15 protein-coding genes are annotated in these 18,671 nt (G+C 53.9%); 9 read left to right on the top strand and 6 right to left on the bottom strand.

Translation table 11 applies throughout. The features are described from left to right. Nucleotides 1-20: 20 nt before the first annotated feature. From phoP to M1D91_RS09280, 3 genes are all read left to right on the top strand, one after another. Nucleotides 21-695, top strand: a complete 675-nt coding sequence (gene phoP / locus M1D91_RS09290; protein ID WP_437430317.1) for a two-component system response regulator PhoP — start codon at nucleotides 21-23, stop codon at nucleotides 693-695. Between the two features lie 5 nt (nucleotides 696-700). Continuing rightward, on the top strand, nucleotides 701-2,164 hold the full coding sequence (phoQ, locus tag M1D91_RS09285) for a two-component system sensor histidine kinase PhoQ (protein WP_437430316.1): 1,464 nt from the start codon (nucleotides 701-703) through the stop codon (nucleotides 2,162-2,164). A gap of 89 nt (nucleotides 2,165-2,253) precedes the next feature. Next, on the top strand, nucleotides 2,254-3,375 hold the full coding sequence (locus M1D91_RS09280) for a ribosomal protein uL16 3-hydroxylase (protein WP_437430315.1): 1,122 nt from the start codon (nucleotides 2,254-2,256) through the stop codon (nucleotides 3,373-3,375). 42 nt (nucleotides 3,376-3,417) lie between these two features. Here M1D91_RS09280 and pepT read toward each other — a convergent pair whose 3' ends face one another. After that, entirely contained in the window at nucleotides 3,418-4,638 is a 1,221-nt protein-coding gene (gene pepT, locus M1D91_RS09275; RefSeq protein ID WP_437430314.1) for a peptidase T, read from the bottom strand. Nucleotides 4,639-4,908: 270 nt separating this feature from the next. Here pepT and potA point away from each other — a divergent pair, with 270 nt between their 5' ends. From potA to potD, 4 genes are read left to right on the top strand one after another with little or no spacing between them, the layout of a single operon-like run. Further along, a complete protein-coding gene (gene potA, locus M1D91_RS09270; protein ID WP_437430313.1) occupies nucleotides 4,909-6,045 on the top strand; it encodes a spermidine/putrescine ABC transporter ATP-binding protein PotA in 1,137 nt (378 codons plus the stop codon). Beyond that, nucleotides 6,029-6,886: a spermidine/putrescine ABC transporter permease PotB gene (potB, locus tag M1D91_RS09265; protein WP_437430312.1), complete on the top strand. Its 858-nt coding sequence runs from the start codon at nucleotides 6,029-6,031 to the stop codon at nucleotides 6,884-6,886. The genes potA and potB overlap by 17 nt, the downstream gene beginning before the upstream one ends. After that, nucleotides 6,883-7,674: a spermidine/putrescine ABC transporter permease PotC gene (gene potC, locus M1D91_RS09260; RefSeq protein ID WP_437430311.1), complete on the top strand. Its 792-nt coding sequence runs from the start codon at nucleotides 6,883-6,885 to the stop codon at nucleotides 7,672-7,674. The genes potB and potC overlap by 4 nt, the downstream gene beginning before the upstream one ends. 16 nt (nucleotides 7,675-7,690) lie before the next feature. Next, the gene (potD, locus tag M1D91_RS09255; protein ID WP_437430310.1) at nucleotides 7,691-8,737 is read left to right on the top strand and encodes a spermidine/putrescine ABC transporter substrate-binding protein PotD; all 1,047 of its coding nucleotides are present in this window, start codon (nucleotides 7,691-7,693) and stop codon (nucleotides 8,735-8,737) included. A 43-nt stretch (nucleotides 8,738-8,780) separates the two neighbouring features. Here the strand turns inward: potD and cobB are convergent, their stop codons facing one another. Genes cobB through lolC form a run of 5 tightly spaced genes read right to left on the bottom strand, consistent with a single transcriptional unit; the run spans nucleotide 8,781 to nucleotide 13,685 of the window. Beyond that, on the bottom strand, nucleotides 8,781-9,602 hold the full coding sequence (gene cobB, locus M1D91_RS09250) for a Sir2 family NAD+-dependent deacetylase (protein WP_437430309.1): 822 nt from the start codon (nucleotides 9,600-9,602) through the stop codon (nucleotides 8,781-8,783). Nucleotides 9,603-9,617: 15 nt separating this feature from the next. Then, nucleotides 9,618-10,529 carry an N-acetylglucosamine kinase gene (nagK, locus tag M1D91_RS09245; protein ID WP_437430308.1) on the bottom strand — a complete coding sequence of 304 codons (912 nt, stop codon included), beginning with the start codon at nucleotides 10,527-10,529 and terminating at the stop codon, nucleotides 9,618-9,620. A gap of 21 nt (nucleotides 10,530-10,550) precedes the next feature. Further along, nucleotides 10,551-11,792 carry a lipoprotein-releasing ABC transporter permease subunit LolE gene (lolE, locus tag M1D91_RS09240; protein WP_437430307.1) on the bottom strand — a complete coding sequence of 414 codons (1,242 nt, stop codon included), beginning with the start codon at nucleotides 11,790-11,792 and terminating at the stop codon, nucleotides 10,551-10,553. Next, the gene (gene lolD / locus M1D91_RS09235; RefSeq protein ID WP_437430306.1) at nucleotides 11,792-12,493 is read right to left on the bottom strand and encodes a lipoprotein-releasing ABC transporter ATP-binding protein LolD; all 702 of its coding nucleotides are present in this window, start codon (nucleotides 12,491-12,493) and stop codon (nucleotides 11,792-11,794) included. Before lolD ends, lolE begins: the two co-directional genes overlap by 1 nt. Continuing rightward, nucleotides 12,486-13,685, bottom strand: a complete 1,200-nt coding sequence (gene lolC, locus M1D91_RS09230) for a lipoprotein-releasing ABC transporter permease subunit LolC (protein WP_437430305.1) — start codon at nucleotides 13,683-13,685, stop codon at nucleotides 12,486-12,488. The genes lolD and lolC overlap by 8 nt, the downstream gene beginning before the upstream one ends. A gap of 288 nt (nucleotides 13,686-13,973) precedes the next feature. On the opposite strand from lolC, the gene M1D91_RS09225 reads away from it, so the two are divergent. Continuing rightward, nucleotides 13,974-15,047: an acyltransferase family protein gene (locus M1D91_RS09225; protein WP_437430549.1), complete on the top strand. Its 1,074-nt coding sequence runs from the start codon at nucleotides 13,974-13,976 to the stop codon at nucleotides 15,045-15,047. Between the two features lie 113 nt (nucleotides 15,048-15,160). Continuing rightward, nucleotides 15,161-18,607: a transcription-repair coupling factor gene (mfd, locus tag M1D91_RS09220; RefSeq protein WP_437430304.1), complete on the top strand. Its 3,447-nt coding sequence runs from the start codon at nucleotides 15,161-15,163 to the stop codon at nucleotides 18,605-18,607. Nucleotides 18,608-18,671: the final 64 nt, after the last annotated feature.

Genomic DNA, 18,671 nt, shown 5'->3' with positions numbered 1-18,671 from the left:
AAGTCAGGAGAAGGCATACGATGCGCGTACTCGTTGTGGAGGACAATGCTCTTTTACGTCACCATTTAAAAGTTCAGCTTCAGGATTCAGGTCATCAGGTGGATGCCGCAGAGGATGCTAAAGAAGCCGATTATTTTCTTAATGAACATCTGCCCGATATTGCTCTGGTGGATCTTGGTCTGCCGGATGAAGATGGCCTTTCGCTGATTCGCCGCTGGCGTTCGCATGATGTGTCCCTGCCGGTACTGGTCCTGACCGCCCGTGAAGGCTGGCAGGATAAAGTGGAAGTGCTCAGTGCCGGTGCTGACGACTATGTCACCAAACCTTTTCATATTGAAGAAGTGGTAGCCAGGATGCAGGCGCTGATGCGTCGAAACAGTGGACTGGCATCGCAGGTTATCTCCATGCCCCCTTTCCAGGTTGATCTCTCCCGTCGTGAAATGACGATTAACGACGAAGCGGTCAAACTGACGGCCTTTGAATACACCATCATGGAGACGCTTATCCGTAATAACGGCAAAGTGGTCAGTAAAGATTCGCTGATGCTCCAGCTGTACCCGGATGCCGAGTTACGTGAAAGCCACACCATTGATGTTCTGATGGGCCGCCTGCGCAAAAAAATTCAGGCGCAGTACCCAGGCGACGTGATAACCACGGTGCGTGGTCAGGGCTATCTCTTCGAATTGCCAAAATGAGAAAAATGAAGCGGCTGCTGCGCCATTTTTTTCCCCTTTCACTGCGCGTTCGTTTTCTGCTGGCCACCGCCGCCGTGGTGCTGGTGTTATCACTGGCCTACGGTATGGTGGCACTGGTGGGCTACAGCGTCAGTTTTGACAAAACCACCTTCCGGCTGCTGCGTGGTGAAAGCAATCTGTTCTATACCCTGGCAAAGTGGGAGAACAACCGCTTAAGCGTGGACCTGCCAGAAAACCTTAATCTGCAAAGCCCCACCATCGCGCTGATATATGACAAACAGGGCAACCTGCTCTGGGCTCAGCGTGACGTTCCCTGGCTGGTCAAGCGTGTCGATCCCTCCTGGCTGAAAGCTGATGGTTTTCAGGAGATAGAAGCAGATGTCGACGATTCAAGCACACTGGTGCATAACGATGAATCCGTAAAAGAGCAGTTCAATGCCATCCGCGAGGATGACGACAACTCCGAGATGACACACTCGGTGGCCGTTAACCTCTATCCTGCGACAGCGCAAATGCCGCAGCTTACTATTGTGGTCATCGACACCATCCCTATTGAACTTAAGCGCTCGTGGATGGTATGGAGCTGGTTTGTGTATGTACTGGCCGCCAATCTGTTACTGGTTATCCCCCTGCTGTGGCTGGCAGCACGCTGGAGTCTGCGCCCTATCGAAGCGCTGGCAAAAGAGGTTCGTGAGCTGGAAGAACATCACCGCGAGAACCTTAATCCGGCCACTACCCGCGAACTGACCAGTCTGGTGCGCAATCTCAATCGCCTGTTACGCAGCGAACGTGAGCGCTATGACAAATACCGCACCACACTGACCGACCTGACCCATAGCCTGAAAACCCCCCTCGCCGTGTTGCAAAGTACGCTGCGTTCTTTACGCAGCGAGAAGCTGAGCGTGAGTGAGGCCGAACCGGTCATGCTAGAACAGATCAGCCGCATTTCTCAGCAGATGGGCTACTATCTCCATCGCGCCAGCATGCGTGGCAGCAGCGGCCTGCTCAGTCGGGAACTGCATCCCGTAGCGCCGCTTTTGGACAGCCTCGCCTCGGCACTGAACAAAGTCTACCAACGCAAGGGGGTCGATATCAGCCTCGATATCTCTCCTGAAATCAGTTTTGTTGGTGAGAAAAATGACTTTATGGAAGTGGTGGGAAACCTGCTGGACAACGCCTGTAAATATTGCCTTGAGTTCGTCGAAGTTTCAGTCCGGCAGACGGATGACAGGCTGCATATTCTCATTGAAGATGATGGGCCGGGTATTCCGCACGCGATGCGGGAAGCCGTCTTTGACAGGGGTCAGCGTGCCGACACGCTTCGACCGGGCCAGGGCGTAGGGTTAACCGTGGCGCGTGAAATTGTCGAACAGTATGACGGGCAAATCATTACGCGGGAAAGCTTGCTCGGCGGGGCGAAGATGGAAGCCGTATTTGGCCGTCAGCAGCCGTTTAACGGCGATAATTAAGCCATTCAGTTAAAATTAGGTTACATCGCGCACGCAGTCTGTAATGCATCCGTTATACTGCGACTCAAACAAACGTTTGGGGAACCAACATGGACTATAACGTCAATCTTAACTGGCCGGAGTTTATCGAACGCTACTGGCAAAAACGCCCGGTACTGTTAAAACGCGGTTTTACGCAATTTATCGATCCTATTTCCCCTGACGAACTGGCCGGGCTGGCTATGGAAGATGAAGTCGACAGCCGCCTGGTCAGCCATCTCTATGGCAAATGGCAGGTCAGCCACGGACCGTTCGAAAGTTACGATCATCTGGGTGAAAACAACTGGTCGCTGCTGGTGCAGGCGGTTAACCACTGGCACGAACCCACCGCGGCGTTGATGCGCCCCTTCCGCACGCTGCCTGACTGGCGTACGGACGATCTGATGATCTCCTTTTCGGTGCCCGGCGGTGGCGTAGGTCCCCATCTTGACCAGTACGATGTCTTTATTATTCAGGGTACCGGACGCCGTCGCTGGCGGGTGGGCGAGAAAACGCCAATGAAGCAGCACTGCCCTCACCCGGATCTTCTGCAGGTTGACCCGTTTGATGCCATCATCGACGAAGAGATGGAACCTGGCGACATTCTCTATATTCCGCCCGGATTCCCTCACGAAGGCTACTCGCTGGAAAATTCGATGAACTATTCGGTAGGTTATCGTGCACCAAGCGGCCGGGAGCTTATCAGTGGTTTCGCTGATTATATCCTGCAACGCGAACTCGGCAGCCAGCGTTACTCAGACCCGCAAATGCCTTCCCGTGAACATCCGGCGGATGTCCTACCAGAGGAGCTGGACGGCCTGCGCCAGATGATGCTGGATCTGGTTAATCAGCCAGAGCATTTCAACGAATGGATCGGCGAGTTCCTCACCCAGTCGCGCCATGAACTGGATATCACGCCGCCCGAACCGCCCTATCAGCCTGATGAAATTTATGATGCGCTCCGCCAGGGAGATAAACTGGTGCGTCTGGGTGGTCTGCGGGTGTTGCGTGTTGGGGGTGAAGTGTTTGTTAATGGCGAGCGTGTTAACTCTCCCCATCAGCCAGCCCTGGACGCGCTGGCAAATCATATCGTCCTCAGCGACGAAAGCCTGGGCGATGCCCTGGAAGACCCTTCGTTTCTGGCGATGCTCGCCGCTCTGGTGAACTGCGGCTACTGGTTCTTCGAGGATTAATATACCCACCCCGGAGGAGTCAACCTCCGGGGTTTCTGGCAATTATTTCGCCGTTAACTCTGCAATTCGCACAATTACCTGCACGGCTTTCTCCATGCCTTCCAGGGTGACAAATTCATGCTTGCCGTGGTAGTTATAGCCGCCGGTGAAGATATTGGGGCAGGGTAATCCCATAAAGGAGAGCTGCGCGCCATCGGTGCCGCCGCGGATAGCCTTCATTTGCGGTTCAATATCGCAATCCCGCATCGCCTGGTGCGCTATCTCGATAATATGCGGATGTTCAACAATCTTCTCGCGCATATTGTAATAGCTGTCTTCCATAATGAGCTCGATATAGCAGTCCGGATGAAGTCCTTTGCCGACTTTTTTTGCAATCTCCATCATCTTACGTTTGCGACCTTCAAAGGCTTTACGGTCAAAATCGCGAATAATGTAGTGCATCTCAGCACGCTCAACGGTGCCCTTAATACTGGTGAGGTGATAGAACCCTTCGTACCCTTCCGTTTGCTCCGGGCTCTCCTCCTCTGGTACCAGGGCATGAATGCGGCTTGCCAGCGTCAGGGCGTTGACCATTACGCCTTTGGCGGTGCCAGGGTGCACATTGTTACCGACTATTTTGATGGTTAATGAAGCCGCGTTGAAGTTTTCTAACTCCAGTTCGCCCACGCCGCCGCCGTCGACGGTATAGGCCCACTGTGCGCCAAAGGCCGCCACATCGAAGAATTTCGCCCCCTTGCCCACTTCTTCATCAGGGGTAAACGCCACGCAGATATCGCCATGAGGGACGTTGTTCTTAATCAGTACGGCGAGAGCCGTCATGATCTCCGCCACGCCAGCTTTGTCGTCCGCCCCCAGCAGCGTTTTGCCGTCGGTAGTAATCAGCGTCTGACCAAGCAGCTGATGCAGCACCGGAAACATCACCGGCGAGAGTATTTCATCGCCCACGCCGAGCGCGATATCACCACCGCGGTAGTTTTCCAGAATCTGTGGATTGACGTTTTTCCCGCTGCAGTCAGGGGAAGTATCAACATGGGAAATAAATCCAATCGCCGGAACCGGCTTATCCACATTAGACGGGAGCCTGGCCATGACCGTGCCTTTCTCACTCAAGGTGACGCTCACGAGTCCCATCTCTTCAAGCTGTTGCCGGAGCAAGTTCAGGAGCTTCCATTGACCGTCGGTACTGGGAACCTGGCGGACACCGGGCTTCGATTGCGTGTCCAGCGCGACGTACTGTAAAAAACGCTCTAATAATTTTTCCATGTAGCCACCCTCACTTAATGTGACAACATTATCAGTAAGCCCGAAAAGACAAATATTGCGTCAGGTCACTTTTATCCCGTTAACGAGAATATTTTCATTTTGTCCTGCTTTGTAAGGGTAGCGAATACCTCAGCTTTTGCGCTGCAAAAATGCATCAACAATTGGCGATTTCAATGGTTTGCCGTAGAATGCCAGGCCTCTATCAATGTGTCAGACCCTAAGGTGGTTAATCACAAACCCCGCATCCGGAGCGTCATCCGGTGCGTTTATATGGGACAGCGTAAAAAATTGACTACACATTCGCGTTCGCACGCCCCGCTGGTTCAACTGGCCGGGATAGGCAAAGGCTTTGACGGCAAAACTGTCATTTCTGATTTCAACCTCACCATTAATAACGGCGAATTTATTACGCTGCTGGGTCCCTCCGGTTGCGGTAAAACCACGGTTTTACGCCTGATCGCCGGGCTGGAAAGTGTCGATGTCGGCCATATTCGTCTTGATGACCGGGATATCACCGATGTGCCTGCCGAGCACCGCCACGTTAATACCGTCTTTCAGAGCTATGCTCTCTTCCCTCATATGACCGTGTTTGAAAACGTGGCATTTGGTCTGCGGATGCAAAAAACGCCAGCCGCCGACATTGCGCCGCGCGTTACCGATGCGCTGAAGATGGTGCAACTTGAAACCTTTGCGCAGCGTAAACCCCACCAGCTTTCTGGCGGCCAGCAGCAGCGCGTGGCCATCGCCCGTGCGGTGGTGAATAAACCCCGTTTGCTGCTGCTTGATGAATCTCTCTCCGCGCTGGATTACAAGTTACGTAAGCAGATGCAGAATGAGCTTAAAGCGCTACAGCGTAAGCTTGGGATCACCTTTGTTTTCGTCACCCACGATCAGGAAGAGGCGTTGACCATGTCTGACCGTATAGTGGTCATGCGTGACGGCAAAATTGAGCAAGACGGCACGCCCCGCGAAATCTATGAAGAGCCTAAAAACCTCTTTGTCGCCAGTTTTATCGGCGAGATTAATAATTTTTCCGCCACCGTGATTGAACGGCTTGATGACAGGCGCGTCAGGGCGAATGTCGAAGGTCGGGAATGTGTTATTTACGTCAATTTTGCCGTTGAAAAAGATCAATCCCTTCATGTTTTGCTGCGCCCGGAAGATTTACGCGTCGAAGAGATAAATGATGCGGCCCCTGTCGATGGGCTGATCGGATATGTGCGCGAACGAAATTACAAAGGCATGACCCTTGAGTCAGTGGTCGAGCTGGAGAACGGCAAGGTGGTACTGGTCAGCGAATTCTTCAACGAAGATGATCCGGATTTTGACCACTCGCTGGATCAGAAAATGGCCATTACCTGGGTTGAAAGTTGGGAGGTCGTACTGGCTGATGAAGAGCACAAGTAAATTCCAGAATGTGGTGATTGCCACTGTCGTCGGTTGGCTTGTGCTGTTTGTCTTTCTGCCCAACCTGATGATTATTGTCACCAGCTTTTTAACCCGTGACGATGCACACTTTGTGGCGATGGTTTTCTCACTGGACAACTACGCGCGCCTGCTGGATCCGCTCTACTTTGACGTGCTGCTGCACTCGTTGAATATGGCGGTGCTGGCAACCCTCGCCTGCCTGGCGCTGGGTTATCCGTTTGCCTGGTTTTTAGCAAAACTGCCTGCTCGCGTGCGCCCTCTTCTACTTTTTCTGTTGATTGTTCCTTTCTGGACCAATTCACTGATACGTATTTACGGACTAAAAATTTTCCTCAGCACCAAAGGGTATCTCAATACCTTTTTACTCTGGCTGGGGGTCATTGATGAACCGATACGCGTGATGTTCACCCCCGTTGCCGTGATCATTGGTCTGGTCTATATCCTGCTGCCTTTTATGGTCATGCCGCTCTATTCCAGCATTGAAAAGCTGGATAAGCCGCTACTGGAAGCAGCAAAAGATCTGGGTGCGAGTAAATTACAGACCTTCCTGCGCATTATTATTCCCCTCACCATGCCAGGTATCATTGCCGGCTGCCTGCTGGTTTTGCTGCCCGCTATGGGGTTGTTTTACGTGTCGGATCTGATGGGTGGTGCGAAAAACCTGCTGATTGGCAATGTGATTAAGAGCCAGTTTCTTAATATTCGCGACTGGCCCTTCGGTGCTGCCACCAGCATTACGCTGACGGTAATCATGGGTGGCATGCTGCTGGTTTACTGGCGAGCATCGCGTTTACTGAATAAAAAGGTGGAGCTGGAATGACAGGCCGACTGCTGCGCGGTGGCTTTATGACCGCTATTTATGCTTACCTTTATATTCCAATCATCATTCTGATTGTGAACTCCTTTAATCGCTCGCGGTTTGGTATCAACTGGCAAGGCTTCACCACCGACTGGTACAGCCTGCTGTTGAACAATGACAGTCTTATCCAGGCAGCCAGGCATTCACTGACCATGGCCGTCCTCTCCGCAACCTTTGCAACCCTTGTTGGTTCACTGACGGCGGTGGCGCTATACCGTTATCGTTTTCGTGGGAAGCCGTTTGTCAGCGGTATGCTGTTTGTGGTGATGATGTCGCCGGACATTGTGATGGCAATTTCCCTGCTGGTTCTCTTTATGCTGGCAGGCATTCAACTGGGCTTCTGGTCGCTCTTGTTCTCGCACATCACCTTCTGTCTGCCTTTTGTGGTAGTGACCGTCTATTCACGGCTCAAAGGCTTTGATGTCCGAATGCTGGAAGCGGCGAAAGATTTAGGTGCCGGTGAAATCACCATTTTGCGCAAAATTATTCTTCCGCTGGCGATGCCCGCTGTTGCCGCAGGCTGGCTGCTCAGCTTTACCCTGTCGATGGATGATGTGGTCGTGTCGTCGTTTGTGACAGGGCCGGGGTATGAAATTCTGCCGTTAAAAATTTATTCGATGGTCAAGGTCGGCGTCTCACCTGAGGTGAACGCGCTGGCGACCATTCTGTTGGTGCTGTCACTGGTGCTGGTAGTTGCCAGCCAGTGGATAGCGCGTGATAAAACGAAAAGCCTGGCTCGCCAGGCGTAAACACAGGGGACGTAAAATGATGAAATGGTCACGCCACCTGCTCGCGGCGGGCGCTCTGGCTTTAGGAATGAGTACTGCGCATGCGGACGATAGCAAAACACTCTACTTCTACAACTGGACAGAGTATGTGCCGCCTGGGCTGCTGGAACAGTTCACCAAAGAGACGGGCATCAAGGTTATTTATTCGACCTACGAATCGAATGAAACGATGTATGCCAAGCTGAAAACCTACAAAGACGGGGCTTACGATCTTGTTGTTCCGTCCACCTACTTTGTCGATAAAATGCGCAAAGAAGGCATGATTCAGAAAATCGATAAAACGACGCTTACCAACTTCCATAACCTCGATCCGGCGATGCTCAACAAGCCGTTTGATCCCAATAACGACTACTCTATCCCTTATATCTGGGGAGCAACGGCGATTGGGATCAACGGTGATGAAGTGGATCCGAAGTCGGTGACCCGTTGGGCTGATTTATGGAAACCGGAATACAAGAGCAGCCTGCTGCTGACCGATGACGCCCGTGAAGTGTTCCAGATGGCGCTGCGTAAACTTGGCCTGTCCGGTAACACGACCGATCCAAAAGAGATAGAAGCGGCCTATAACGAGTTGAAAAAGCTGATGCCTAATGTGGCAGCCTTTAACTCCGATAATCCGGCTAACCCCTATATGGAAGGCGAGGTAAACCTTGGCATGGTCTGGAACGGCTCGGCCTGGGTTGCACGGCAGAATGGCACGCCGCTGGAGGTTATCTGGCCCGAGGAAGGGGGGATTTTCTGGATGGACAGTCTGGCCATTCCGGCTAACGCCAAAAACAAAGAGGGTGCACTGAAGCTGATTAATTTTCTGCTGCGCCCGGATGTGGCAAAACAGGTAGCGGAAACTATCGGTTATCCGACGCCTAACCTCGCTGCGCGTAAACTGCTCAGTCCCGAGGTGGCTAACGACAAATCGCTCTACCCGGATGCTGAGACCATCAGCAAAGGCGAATGGCAGAACGATGTGGGTAATGCGAGTGCAATTTATGAAGAGTATTACCAGAAGCTGAAGGCTGGCCGCTAAGCCCGCATAAACGAAGCGCCTGATGGCGCTTCGTTACGCTCAGCTAAAGACCTTTTAAGAGCTTATCGACAAATGCCGGCACCACGGCGCTTGCCAGACCATAGTGCTTCTCTTCAAACTCACTGCCCACCTGGCTTGGTTCAAGGTTTAACTCGACGGTATGCGCACCCTGCAGTTTTGCCTCATGAACAAACCCTGCCGCAGGGTAAACATGTCCTGACGTACCAATAGCAATAAAGACATCCGCCATAGAGAGGGCATGGTAAATGTCGTCCATACCGAGCGGCATTTCGCCAAACCATACCACGTGAGGGCGCAACGGCGCGGGGAACTGGCAGCAGTGGCACTTATCTTCCGGCGTAACGTCCTGAGTCCACTCCAGCACCTGACCGCTTTGCGAACAACGCACCTTAAGCAGTTCGCCATGCATATGAATTATCTGCTTATTACCCGCACGCTCATGCAGATTGTCAATGTTTTGGGTGATCAGCAAAAAGCGGTCACCCAGCGCTGCTTCCAGTGCTGCCAGCGCCAGATGCGCGGCATTAGGTGTTATCTCCGGTTGTTGCAACTGGCGTCGACGGGCATTGTAAAACGACTGAACCAGCGCAGGATTACGGGCAAAACCTTCTGGCGTAGCCACATCTTCCACATGGTGTTCTTCCCACAGGCCGTCTGCCGCGCGAAATGTTCTAATACCGGACTCGGCTGAAATGCCAGCCCCGGTCAGTACCACTACTCTCGGTTTATCCATCACTTGGGGCACCACGCTGTCTCGAAAAAAGATCCGCTGGCGTAAGCGCTCACGCAGGCGGCGTTTATTACGGCGAAAACAGCTGAGACGATGTGACCGACGAGACTGCATAACATCCTCTCAGGACTAATCAGTAAGATGAAGGAAAGCCGCACCGCGCATCCCACCCGCATCACCGTGGCGGGCACATTCAATGCGTGGCACACGGGCAACAGGCAGCAGATGTTGCGGTAGCCGTTGTGCTAACAGGGTAGTCAATGCGGAGAAATTCGACAAACCGCCACCGATGACCACTAAATCCGGATCCACGATGGTCAATATATTGCCCAGACAGACGGCCAGCAGATCAGCGTAGCGGTCGACGTGATTTCTTGCGCGCACGTCATGTTGCGTCCAACGGACAATAATTTCCGGGGCGGTCAGCGATTCACCGTACAGATGATGATAAAGCCAGGCGAAACCTCGCCCGGAAAGGTAATTTTCGATGCAGCCGAGCTTACCGCAGCCGCAGCGCGTCAAGGGGAAATCAAAACCCATTAACGTCAGGGCATCCACCGGCAGGCGAATATGACCAAATTCCCCGGTGATGTAACTGCGCCCGGTGATCGATTTGCCGTTAACCACCAGCCCCCCGCCCACGCCGGTGCCCAGAATCAGCCCCATCACCAACGGATACTGCCGGAACTCGTCGTCCCAGGCTTCAGAAAGCGCAAAGCAGTTAGCGTCATTGTCGAGGCGCACGTCACGGTTGAGCAGCGCGCTCAGATCGTGACGCAGTGGTTTTCCGCTGGCAGCGGGGACATTGGCGGCATAGAGTGTGCCATCGGCAGTTTCAGGCATCCCGGGAATACCAATGCCGACGCTGCCCTGACTACCACATCGGGCATCCGCCTGCGCAACCATCTGCGCAATTGTCTGTAAAAAGGTTTCGTAGCTATCCTTAGGGGTGGCGACCCGCGTTTCCCATTGTAAACGTCGGGTATCATCAAACACCCCCAGCGCGATTTTGCTGCCGCCGATATCAAATCCGTAATACATCGCCTCTCCTTGTTAACCTGTTTACTGTCCGCTCAACACCCTCGCCGGATCGATATTGCTCGCACGGCGCGCCGGGTACCAGCTCGCCACCAGACTGAGAAGCAGTGCCGTTACCAGCACATACACCACGTCCAGCACATGCAATTCCGACGGCAGGAAATCAATAAAGTAGATATCCCCTGACAGGAACTGATGCCCGGTCATCTTTTCAATCAGCGTAATAATGGGCGTCAGCTGCAGTGCCGCAACCACGCCAATCACCACGCCAATCACGCTACCCAGCAGCCCTGCCAGCAGCCCATACCAAACAAACACAGCACGAATCAGACCATCTTTCGCGCCCAGCGTGCGCAGCACCGCTATGTCACTGCTTTTATCCTTCACCGCCATCACCAGGGTGGAGACGATGTTAAAGCAGGCCACGCCAATCACCAGCACCATCGCCAGATACATGATGGCGCGGATCATCTGGATATCGCGGTACATGTAGCCGTACTTGCCAATCCAGCTCTTAATGTAAACGTAGCTGTTGGTGACTTCACCGGCATTACGTACCAGCTGGTTGGCATTAAAGACATCGCTCACTTTAATGGCGATACCGGTCACGCTGCTACCCATATCCAGATATTGCTGCGCATCGGCCATTGGCACCATCGCAAACGCATGATCGAGCTGGCCGCTCAACTGCAGAACGCCGGTAACGTGCAGTCTGACACGCCTGGGTTGCAGTAATTTATGATCGGTGTCGGAATTCGGGATCATGATGGACACCCAGTCGCCCTGCTTTACGTTCAGCGCATCTGCAACGCCTTTGCCGAGAATGATCTGTTGTTCACCCGCCTTAAATGCGCGCCAGGCATCAGCCTGAATAAAGCGCGGTAGAGCGCTAAGGCGCGACTCCTGCTCAGGGTTTACCCCTTTCACCTGAATGGCGCGCAGATTACTGCCGCTCTCCACCAGCCCCGTGAAATTAATGTAGGGTGCGGCGGCAACGATGCCTGGCACTTTTTCGACATTCGCGAGAGCCTCATTCCAGTTGGCCCAGGGCTGGTTAACGGGCTCAATTTCGCCGTGAGGCACCACGGCCAGGATGCGGTTGTTCAGCTCCCGCTCAAAGCCATTCATCGCGCTCAGACCCATTATCAGCACCGCCACACCCAGTGCGATGCCAATCGTCGAAATAATAGAAATCAGCGAAACCATGCCGCTACGGCGGCGCCCCCGGCTAAAGCGCAGAGCAATCCGTAAAGAGAGCGATGACATTACTCCGCCCCCATCAGGGTCAGGTCAGTGGTCAGGCGCCCATCGCGCATCTCAAGCTGGCGACTCATGCGTTTTGCCAGCTGCAGATCGTGGGTAACAACCAGAAACGCGGTGCCCTGCGACTGGTTCAGCTCTCCGAGCAGCTGGAAAATGCTGTCTGCGTTACGGGCGTCCAGGTTACCCGTCGGTTCATCCGCCAGCACCAGACGCGGATTGTTTACCAGCGCACGGGCAATCGCCACACGCTGGCGCTCCCCCCCGGAAAGTTCTGACGGACGATGACTGGCACGGTGTTCAAGCCCCACGGAACGCAGCATTTCACGCGCGCGGGCATCAATCTCCGCCGGTTTCTGTTTGCCTATCAACAGCGGCATAGCCACGTTTTCCAGCGCTGAGAAGTCCGGCAGCAAGTGATGAAACTGATAGATAAAACCCAGCTCCCGGTTGCGCAGATCGGCTTTTGCCGCAGAGGAGAGTTTGCGCATTGACTGGTTATCAAAGATAACATCACCGGACGTTGGCGTGTCGAGGCCGCCCAGCAAATGCAGCAGCGTACTTTTACCCGAACCGGACGTGCCGACAATCGCCAGCATCTCACCCTGCCCTACGCTGAACGTGACATCATGCAGCACATCAGTCTGCACATTGCCTTCCTGATAGCGTTTGCACAGGTTGTCGCATTGCAACAGGATTTTATTCATAACGTAAAGCCTCAGCGGGTTGAGTGGCGGCAGCGCGCCAGGAAGGATAAAGCGTAGAAAGCAACGCGATGGCCATCGCCACCAGCGCAATTACCACGACCTGGAGCGGGTCGATGGCGACCGGTAACGCCGCGCCATCAAGCAGCGCGCCGATTATCGGCATCAAATTATTCAACTGGCTGGCCAATAGTGCACCGAGCACCGCACCCAGCAGTGCACCGATAACACCGGCACTGGCGCCTTGCACCATAAAGACGGCCATGATCTGGCGCGGGGTGAGCCCCTGGGTTTGCAAAATCGCAACTTCGCCCTGCTTCTCCATGACCATCAGACCAAGCGAGGTAATGATATTAAACGCCGCAACGGCAACAATCAGGCTCAACAACAGCCCCATCATATTTTTTTCCATGCGCACGGCCTGGAAGAGTTCGCCCTTACGGTCGCGCCAGTCCTGCCATTTGGTGCCCTGCGGCAATGTTTGCTGGCTTAATACATCAACCTGCAGCGGCGCATCAAGCCACAGACGCCAGCCGGTAATGTTTCCCGCCGGGTAGCGAAGCAGACGTGAGGCATCCTGGATATTGACCAGCATCTGATAATCATCAACTTCGCTGCTGGCGGCAAAGGTGCCCGCCACGGTAAACAAGCGCTGGCTCGGCAGACGCCCCATCGGGGTAAACTGACTGGCAGAGGGGACCATCACGCGGATCTGATCGCCCCGGTTCACGCCAAGCTGCCCGGCCAATCCCTCACCGATAATGACGTTGTACTGACCGGCCGCCAGAACGGATTGCTGCACATTGACCAGGTATGGCGTGAGCGGATCGTTTTGCGCCGGATCGATACCGAGCATCACGCCCACCGCGACACTGCGCGCGCTTTGCAGCACGACATCACCGGTACTCAGCGGCGCAACACGGTTGACGCCCTGTAGTTTCAGCGCAGTGGCGGGAAGCTCATGTGGATTGATGGAGCCCGTTTTGGCAGAGATAACGGCCTGCGGCATCAGCCCCAGAATGTTGTTTTGCAGCTCACGCTCAAAGCCATTCATGACCGACAACACGGTCACCAGCGCCATCACGCCAAGCGTAATGCCGATAGTAGACAGCCAGGATACGAATCGACCGAAGCGGTCGGCTGCACGCCCACGCATATAGCGCAGTCCGATAAAGAGAGTGACAGGTTGGTACATGAAATCCGTCTGGTTGCAGGTAGCAGACTCAGGAGTATATAAGCGAAAGCACAGAGCGTAAATGAGTGAAACCGAAAGCAAAGGGCCTGAACAGAGGGAAAAAATCCGAGAAATCAAATTGCTATTGTTTTCGACTTCCCCCTGAAGGGTAACCGCAGCCGGGATTTTCTGCAGCTCACCCTGATCTTAATCTGAAAAAAGTGAAATGCAGACTGTTTCCCATTACTTCGAGTTGCCAGGCAACCAGGATAACCGGCCTGAACTCTGGCAACAAAATGGCACGCAATGATGAAAAAAAAGGCTTTATGGATTAATCAGATAAAAGGGTTATGCATCTGTCTGGTGGTTATTTACCATTCAGTTATCACCTTTTACCCGCACCTTGTTACGTTTGCGACGCCCTGGTCACAGACGCTGTCGAAATGCTGGATCTACTTCAATCTTTATCTGGCACCCTTTCGGATGCCGGTATTCTTTTTTATCTCAGGCTTTCTTATACGCCGATACATCGCTGATGTGCCCTGGAAAGAGACGCTCGACAAACGCATCTGGCAAATCTTTTATGTGCTGGCACTCTGGGGCTTCCTGCAATGGCTGGCTCTGAGTCAGATTAATGCGTGGCTCGCCCCCGAGCGCGATCTCAGTAATGCGGCCAACGCCGCTTACGCCGACAGCCTGACCGAATTCCTGCACGGCATGCTTACCGCCAGTACCAGCCTCTGGTACCTCTATGCGCTGGTGGTCTATTTCATTATTTGTAAGCTGGTTCACCGTCAGGCACGGGCGGCCCTTATTGTCATGGCGCTGTTAAGCGTGGCCATTAATTTTGCCCCTCTGCCGTGGTGGGGAATGAACAGCGTGCTGCGCAATATGATCTATTACAGCCTGGGTGCCTGGTACGGCGCGGCCCTGATGGAAGCGATTAAAACCTTTCCCATTCGTCGGTCTCTTCTGGTCATCTTTCCCTGTCTGCTTGCCGCCGTTGCGCTGTGGTTCCTGAATGTTTCCTTGCTGCTCAGCCTTTTTTCCATTGTCGCTATTCTGCGCCTGTTCTATGCCATCGAGTCTCGCTTCGGAGCCAGTGAAACTTCGCTGTTTAACGTCGTTGGCACTAATACACTGGCTATTTACACCACCCATCGCATCATTATTGAAGCCACAAGCCTGGGATTACTGGCGCCGTTGAATGCCGGGAAATGGCCTGCGGTTGCTGAACTGGCGCTTATCCTGACCTACCCGTTCCTGAGCCTGGTGGTCTGTGTCACGGTAGGGCTGGGGGTGCGCAAACTTTCGGCGTGGATCTTCGGCGATCTTTTTTTCACACCGCCGGCAAAATTGCGCCTCGTCCCGTCGCTGCGCTAGGGCGATGCGTTAGGGTTGGCGAATAAATCACAATCGCGGATAATAAAGGGATTGCGTATCAGTAATATGCCCCCATAACAGGGGCATACATACATGAGATCCTGATTCTACCTATGCCTGAAGACTATCGTTATTCTCTGCCCGTGAAGGCTGGCGATCACCGTCAGCTTGGCGAACTGACTGGCTCTGCGTGTGCAACAGAAGTCGCTGAAATTGCCGCACGTCACCCAGGCCCTGTGGTCCTGATTGCCCCCGATATGCAGAACGCCCTGCGTTTGCAGGATGAAGTTGCGCAGTTTACCCAGGTTAAAGTGATAAACCTCGCGGACTGGGAAACGCTGCCTTATGACAGCTTTTCACCGCATCAGGAAATCATCTCTTCGCGCCTTTCGACACTGTATCAACTACCGGCCTTAAAGCAGGGTATTTTGATTGTGTCGGTCAATACGCTGATGCAACGGGTCTGCCCGCATAACTACCTGCACGGTCATGCGCTGGTCATGAAAAAAGGGCAGCGTCTGTCCCGCGATGCGCTGCGCGCTCAGCTCGACAGCGCAGGTTATCGCCATGTGGATCAGGTCATGGAACATGGCGAGTACGCCACCCGTGGCGCACTCCTCGATCTTTTCCCAATGGGCAGTCCCCAGCCTTATCGTCTCGACTTCTTTGATGACGAAATTGACAGCCTGCGCCTGTTTGACGCCGACACGCAGCGGACGCTTGAGGAAGTCGAGGCCATCAACCTGCTTCCGGCTCATGAGTTCCCGACGGATAAAAGCGCTATTGAACTCTTCAGAAGCCAGTGGCGCGATCGGTTCGATGTCAAACGCGATGCCGAACACATCTATCAGCAGGTCAGCAAAGGGACCCTGCCCGCTGGGATCGAGTACTGGCAGCCACTTTTCTTCAATGAACCCCTGCCCGCACTCTTCAGTTATTTCCCGGCCGGTACTCTGCTAATCAACACCGGTAACCTTGAAGCAAGTGCGGAACGTTTCAGCCAGGAAATACAGGCACGTTTTGAAAACCGTGGCGTTGACCCGATGCGCCCGTTGCTGCCGCCTGAGCAGCTCTGGTTACGTGTGGAAGAGTTGTTCAGCCAGCTTAAACACTGGCCTCGCATCCAGTTAAAAACGGAACATCTGACGGAAAAAGCGGGTCATACAAACCTCGGCTATCAGACGCTCGTGGATCTGTCGGTGCAGGCACAGAATAAATCCCCGCTGGATAACCTGCGTAAGTTCCTTGAATCTTTCACCGGCCCGGTGATTTTTTCTGTAGAAAGTGAAGGGAGACGCGAAGCTCTGGGTGAACTGCTGGCACGTATTAAGGTGTCACCAAAACCCATTGCGCAACTTGATGATGCTGGCGCTAGCGGGCGCTATCTGATGATAGGCGCAGCTGAACATGGCTTCGTTGATACTCTGCGTAACCGGGCGCTGATTTGCGAAAGCGATCTGTTAGGCGAACGGGTTGCCCGTCGTCGTCAGGACAGTCGGCGCACCATTAACCCCGATACTCTGATTCGCAATCTCGCGGAGCTGCACATCGGTCAGCCCGTGGTTCACCTGGAGCACGGCGTGGGGCGCTATGCGGGCATGACAACCCTGGAAGCGGGCGGCATCAAAGGCGAATACCTGATGCTTACCTATGCTGGCGACGCCAAACTTTATGTGCCCGTCTCATCATTGCATCTTATCAGCCGCTATGCGGGTGGCGCGGAAGAGAACGCCCCGCTGCATAAACTTGGCAGCGATGCCTGGTCGCGAGCGCGGCAGAAAGCCGCAGAAAAAGTGCGTGATGTGGCAGCTGAACTTCTTGATATCTACGCCCAGCGGGCAGCAAAAGCTGGTTTTGCCTTCCGGCATGATAAAGAACAGTATCAGCTCTTTTGTGACAGCTTCCCCTTTGAAACCACCGTGGATCAGGCTCAGGCCATCAATGCTGTACTGAGTGACATGTGCCAGCCACTGGCAATGGACCGTCTGGTATGCGGTGATGTTGGATTTGGCAAGACGGAGGTGGCGATGCGCGCCGCCTTCCTCGCCGTTGAGAATAACAAGCAGGTTGCAGTGCTGGTGCCAACGACCCTGCTGGCGCAGCAGCACTTTGAGAATTTCCGCGATCGTTTCGCCAACTGGCCGGTACGCATTGAGATGCTCTCTCGCTTTCGCAGCGCTAAAGAGCAGGCGCAGATTCTGGAGCAGGCCGCCCAGGGAAAAATCGACATCCTGATTGGTACGCATAAATTGCTGCAAAGTGATGTAAAACTCAAAGATTTAGGCCTGCTGGTCGTCGATGAGGAGCACCGCTTTGGCGTGCGCCACAAAGAGCGGATCAAAGCGATGCGCGCCGATGTGGATATCCTGACGCTTACCGCAACGCCCATTCCGCGCACGCTGAACATGGCGATGAGCGGTATGCGGGATCTGTCGATTATTGCAACCCCACCTGCCCGCCGACTGGCAGTGAAAACCTTTGTCCGACAGTTCGACAATCTGGTGGTTCGCGAAGCTATCCTGCGTGAAGTTCTGCGCGGCGGTCAGGTCTACTATCTCTATAATGATGTCGAGAATATCCAGAAAGCCGCCGACCGGCTGGCGGAGCTGGTGCCCGAAGCGCGTATCGCCATCGGCCACGGCCAGATGCGTGAGCGCGAGCTGGAACGGGTGATGAATGATTTCCATCATCAGCGTTTTAACGTTCTGGTATGTACCACCATTATTGAAACCGGCATTGATATCCCTACTGCCAATACCATTATTATCGAACGCGCCGACCACTTTGGTCTTGCGCAACTGCACCAGCTCCGTGGTCGTGTTGGCCGTTCGCACCATCAGGCTTATGCCTGGTTGTTAACGCCACATCCAAAAGCGATGTCTACCGATGCGCAAAAACGTCTTGAAGCTATCGCCTCGCTGGAAGATTTAGGGGCCGGTTTTGCACTGGCTACGCATGATCTTGAGATTCGTGGCGCTGGCGAGCTGCTAGGTGAGGACCAGAGTGGTTCAATGGAAACGATCGGCTTCTCTCTCTATATGGATCTGCTGGAGAGCGCAGTTGATGCCCTCAAGGCTGGCCGTGAACCGTCACTGGAAGATCTCACCAGTCAGCAGACCGAAGTCGAGCTCCGCATGCCCTCCCTGTTGCCGGATGATTATATTCCTGATGTGAATACCCGCCTTTCGTTTTACAAGCGCATCGCCAGTGCGAGAAATGAAAACGAGCTGGATGAGATCAAAGTGGAGCTGATCGATCGCTTTGGCCTGCTGCCGGATGCTGCCCGCACCCTGCTGGATATTGCCCGACTGCGGCAGCAGGCGCAGAAACTGGGGATTCGTAAGCTTGAGGGTAATGAAAAAGGAGGGAGTATTGAATTTAGCGAGAAGAATCACGTTAACCCGGCCTGGCTCATTGGTCTGCTGCAAAAACAGCCGCAGCACTTCCGGCTCGATGGCCCGACGCGACTGAAGTTCTTCCAGGATTTGAGCGAGCGTAAAACCCGTATGGAATGGGTTCGTAACTTTATGCTGCAACTGGAGCAGAACGCCGTCGCCTGATAGCACCTCCAGACCGGATCGGCACGCTCCCGATCCGGTTTTCCTGCCATATTTACAAACACTT

It is taken from the genome of Enterobacter sp. SA197 (genome assembly GCF_054131575.1).
This window is presented reverse-complemented; position numbering and strand designations above follow the sequence as displayed.

Excerpts from the sequence above, each read along its gene's own strand:
- M1D91_RS09225 (WP_437430549.1), top strand. The coding sequence starts at position 13,974 with ATGAAAAAAAAGGCTTTATGGATTAATCAGATAAAAGGGTTATGCATC.
- nagK (WP_437430308.1), bottom strand. The coding sequence starts at position 10,529 with ATGTATTACGGATTTGATATCGGCGGCAGCAAAATCGCGCTGGGGGTG.
- potB (WP_437430312.1), top strand. The coding sequence starts at position 6,029 with ATGAAGAGCACAAGTAAATTCCAGAATGTGGTGATTGCCACTGTCGTC.
- cobB (WP_437430309.1), bottom strand. The coding sequence starts at position 9,602 with ATGCAGTCTCGTCGGTCACATCGTCTCAGCTGTTTTCGCCGTAATAAA.
- lolE (WP_437430307.1), bottom strand. The coding sequence starts at position 11,792 with ATGTCATCGCTCTCTTTACGGATTGCTCTGCGCTTTAGCCGGGGGCGC.
- potC (WP_437430311.1), top strand. The coding sequence starts at position 6,883 with ATGACAGGCCGACTGCTGCGCGGTGGCTTTATGACCGCTATTTATGCT.
- lolC (WP_437430305.1), bottom strand. The coding sequence starts at position 13,685 with ATGTACCAACCTGTCACTCTCTTTATCGGACTGCGCTATATGCGTGGG.
- M1D91_RS09280 (WP_437430315.1), top strand. The coding sequence starts at position 2,254 with ATGGACTATAACGTCAATCTTAACTGGCCGGAGTTTATCGAACGCTAC.
- phoQ (WP_437430316.1), top strand. The coding sequence starts at position 701 with ATGAAGCGGCTGCTGCGCCATTTTTTTCCCCTTTCACTGCGCGTTCGT.
- potA (WP_437430313.1), top strand. The coding sequence starts at position 4,909 with ATGGGACAGCGTAAAAAATTGACTACACATTCGCGTTCGCACGCCCCG.
- potD (WP_437430310.1), top strand. The coding sequence starts at position 7,691 with ATGATGAAATGGTCACGCCACCTGCTCGCGGCGGGCGCTCTGGCTTTA.
- phoP (WP_437430317.1), top strand. The coding sequence starts at position 21 with ATGCGCGTACTCGTTGTGGAGGACAATGCTCTTTTACGTCACCATTTA.
- lolD (WP_437430306.1), bottom strand. The coding sequence starts at position 12,493 with ATGAATAAAATCCTGTTGCAATGCGACAACCTGTGCAAACGCTATCAG.
- pepT (WP_437430314.1), bottom strand. The coding sequence starts at position 4,638 with ATGGAAAAATTATTAGAGCGTTTTTTACAGTACGTCGCGCTGGACACG.
- mfd (WP_437430304.1), top strand. The coding sequence starts at position 15,161 with ATGCCTGAAGACTATCGTTATTCTCTGCCCGTGAAGGCTGGCGATCAC.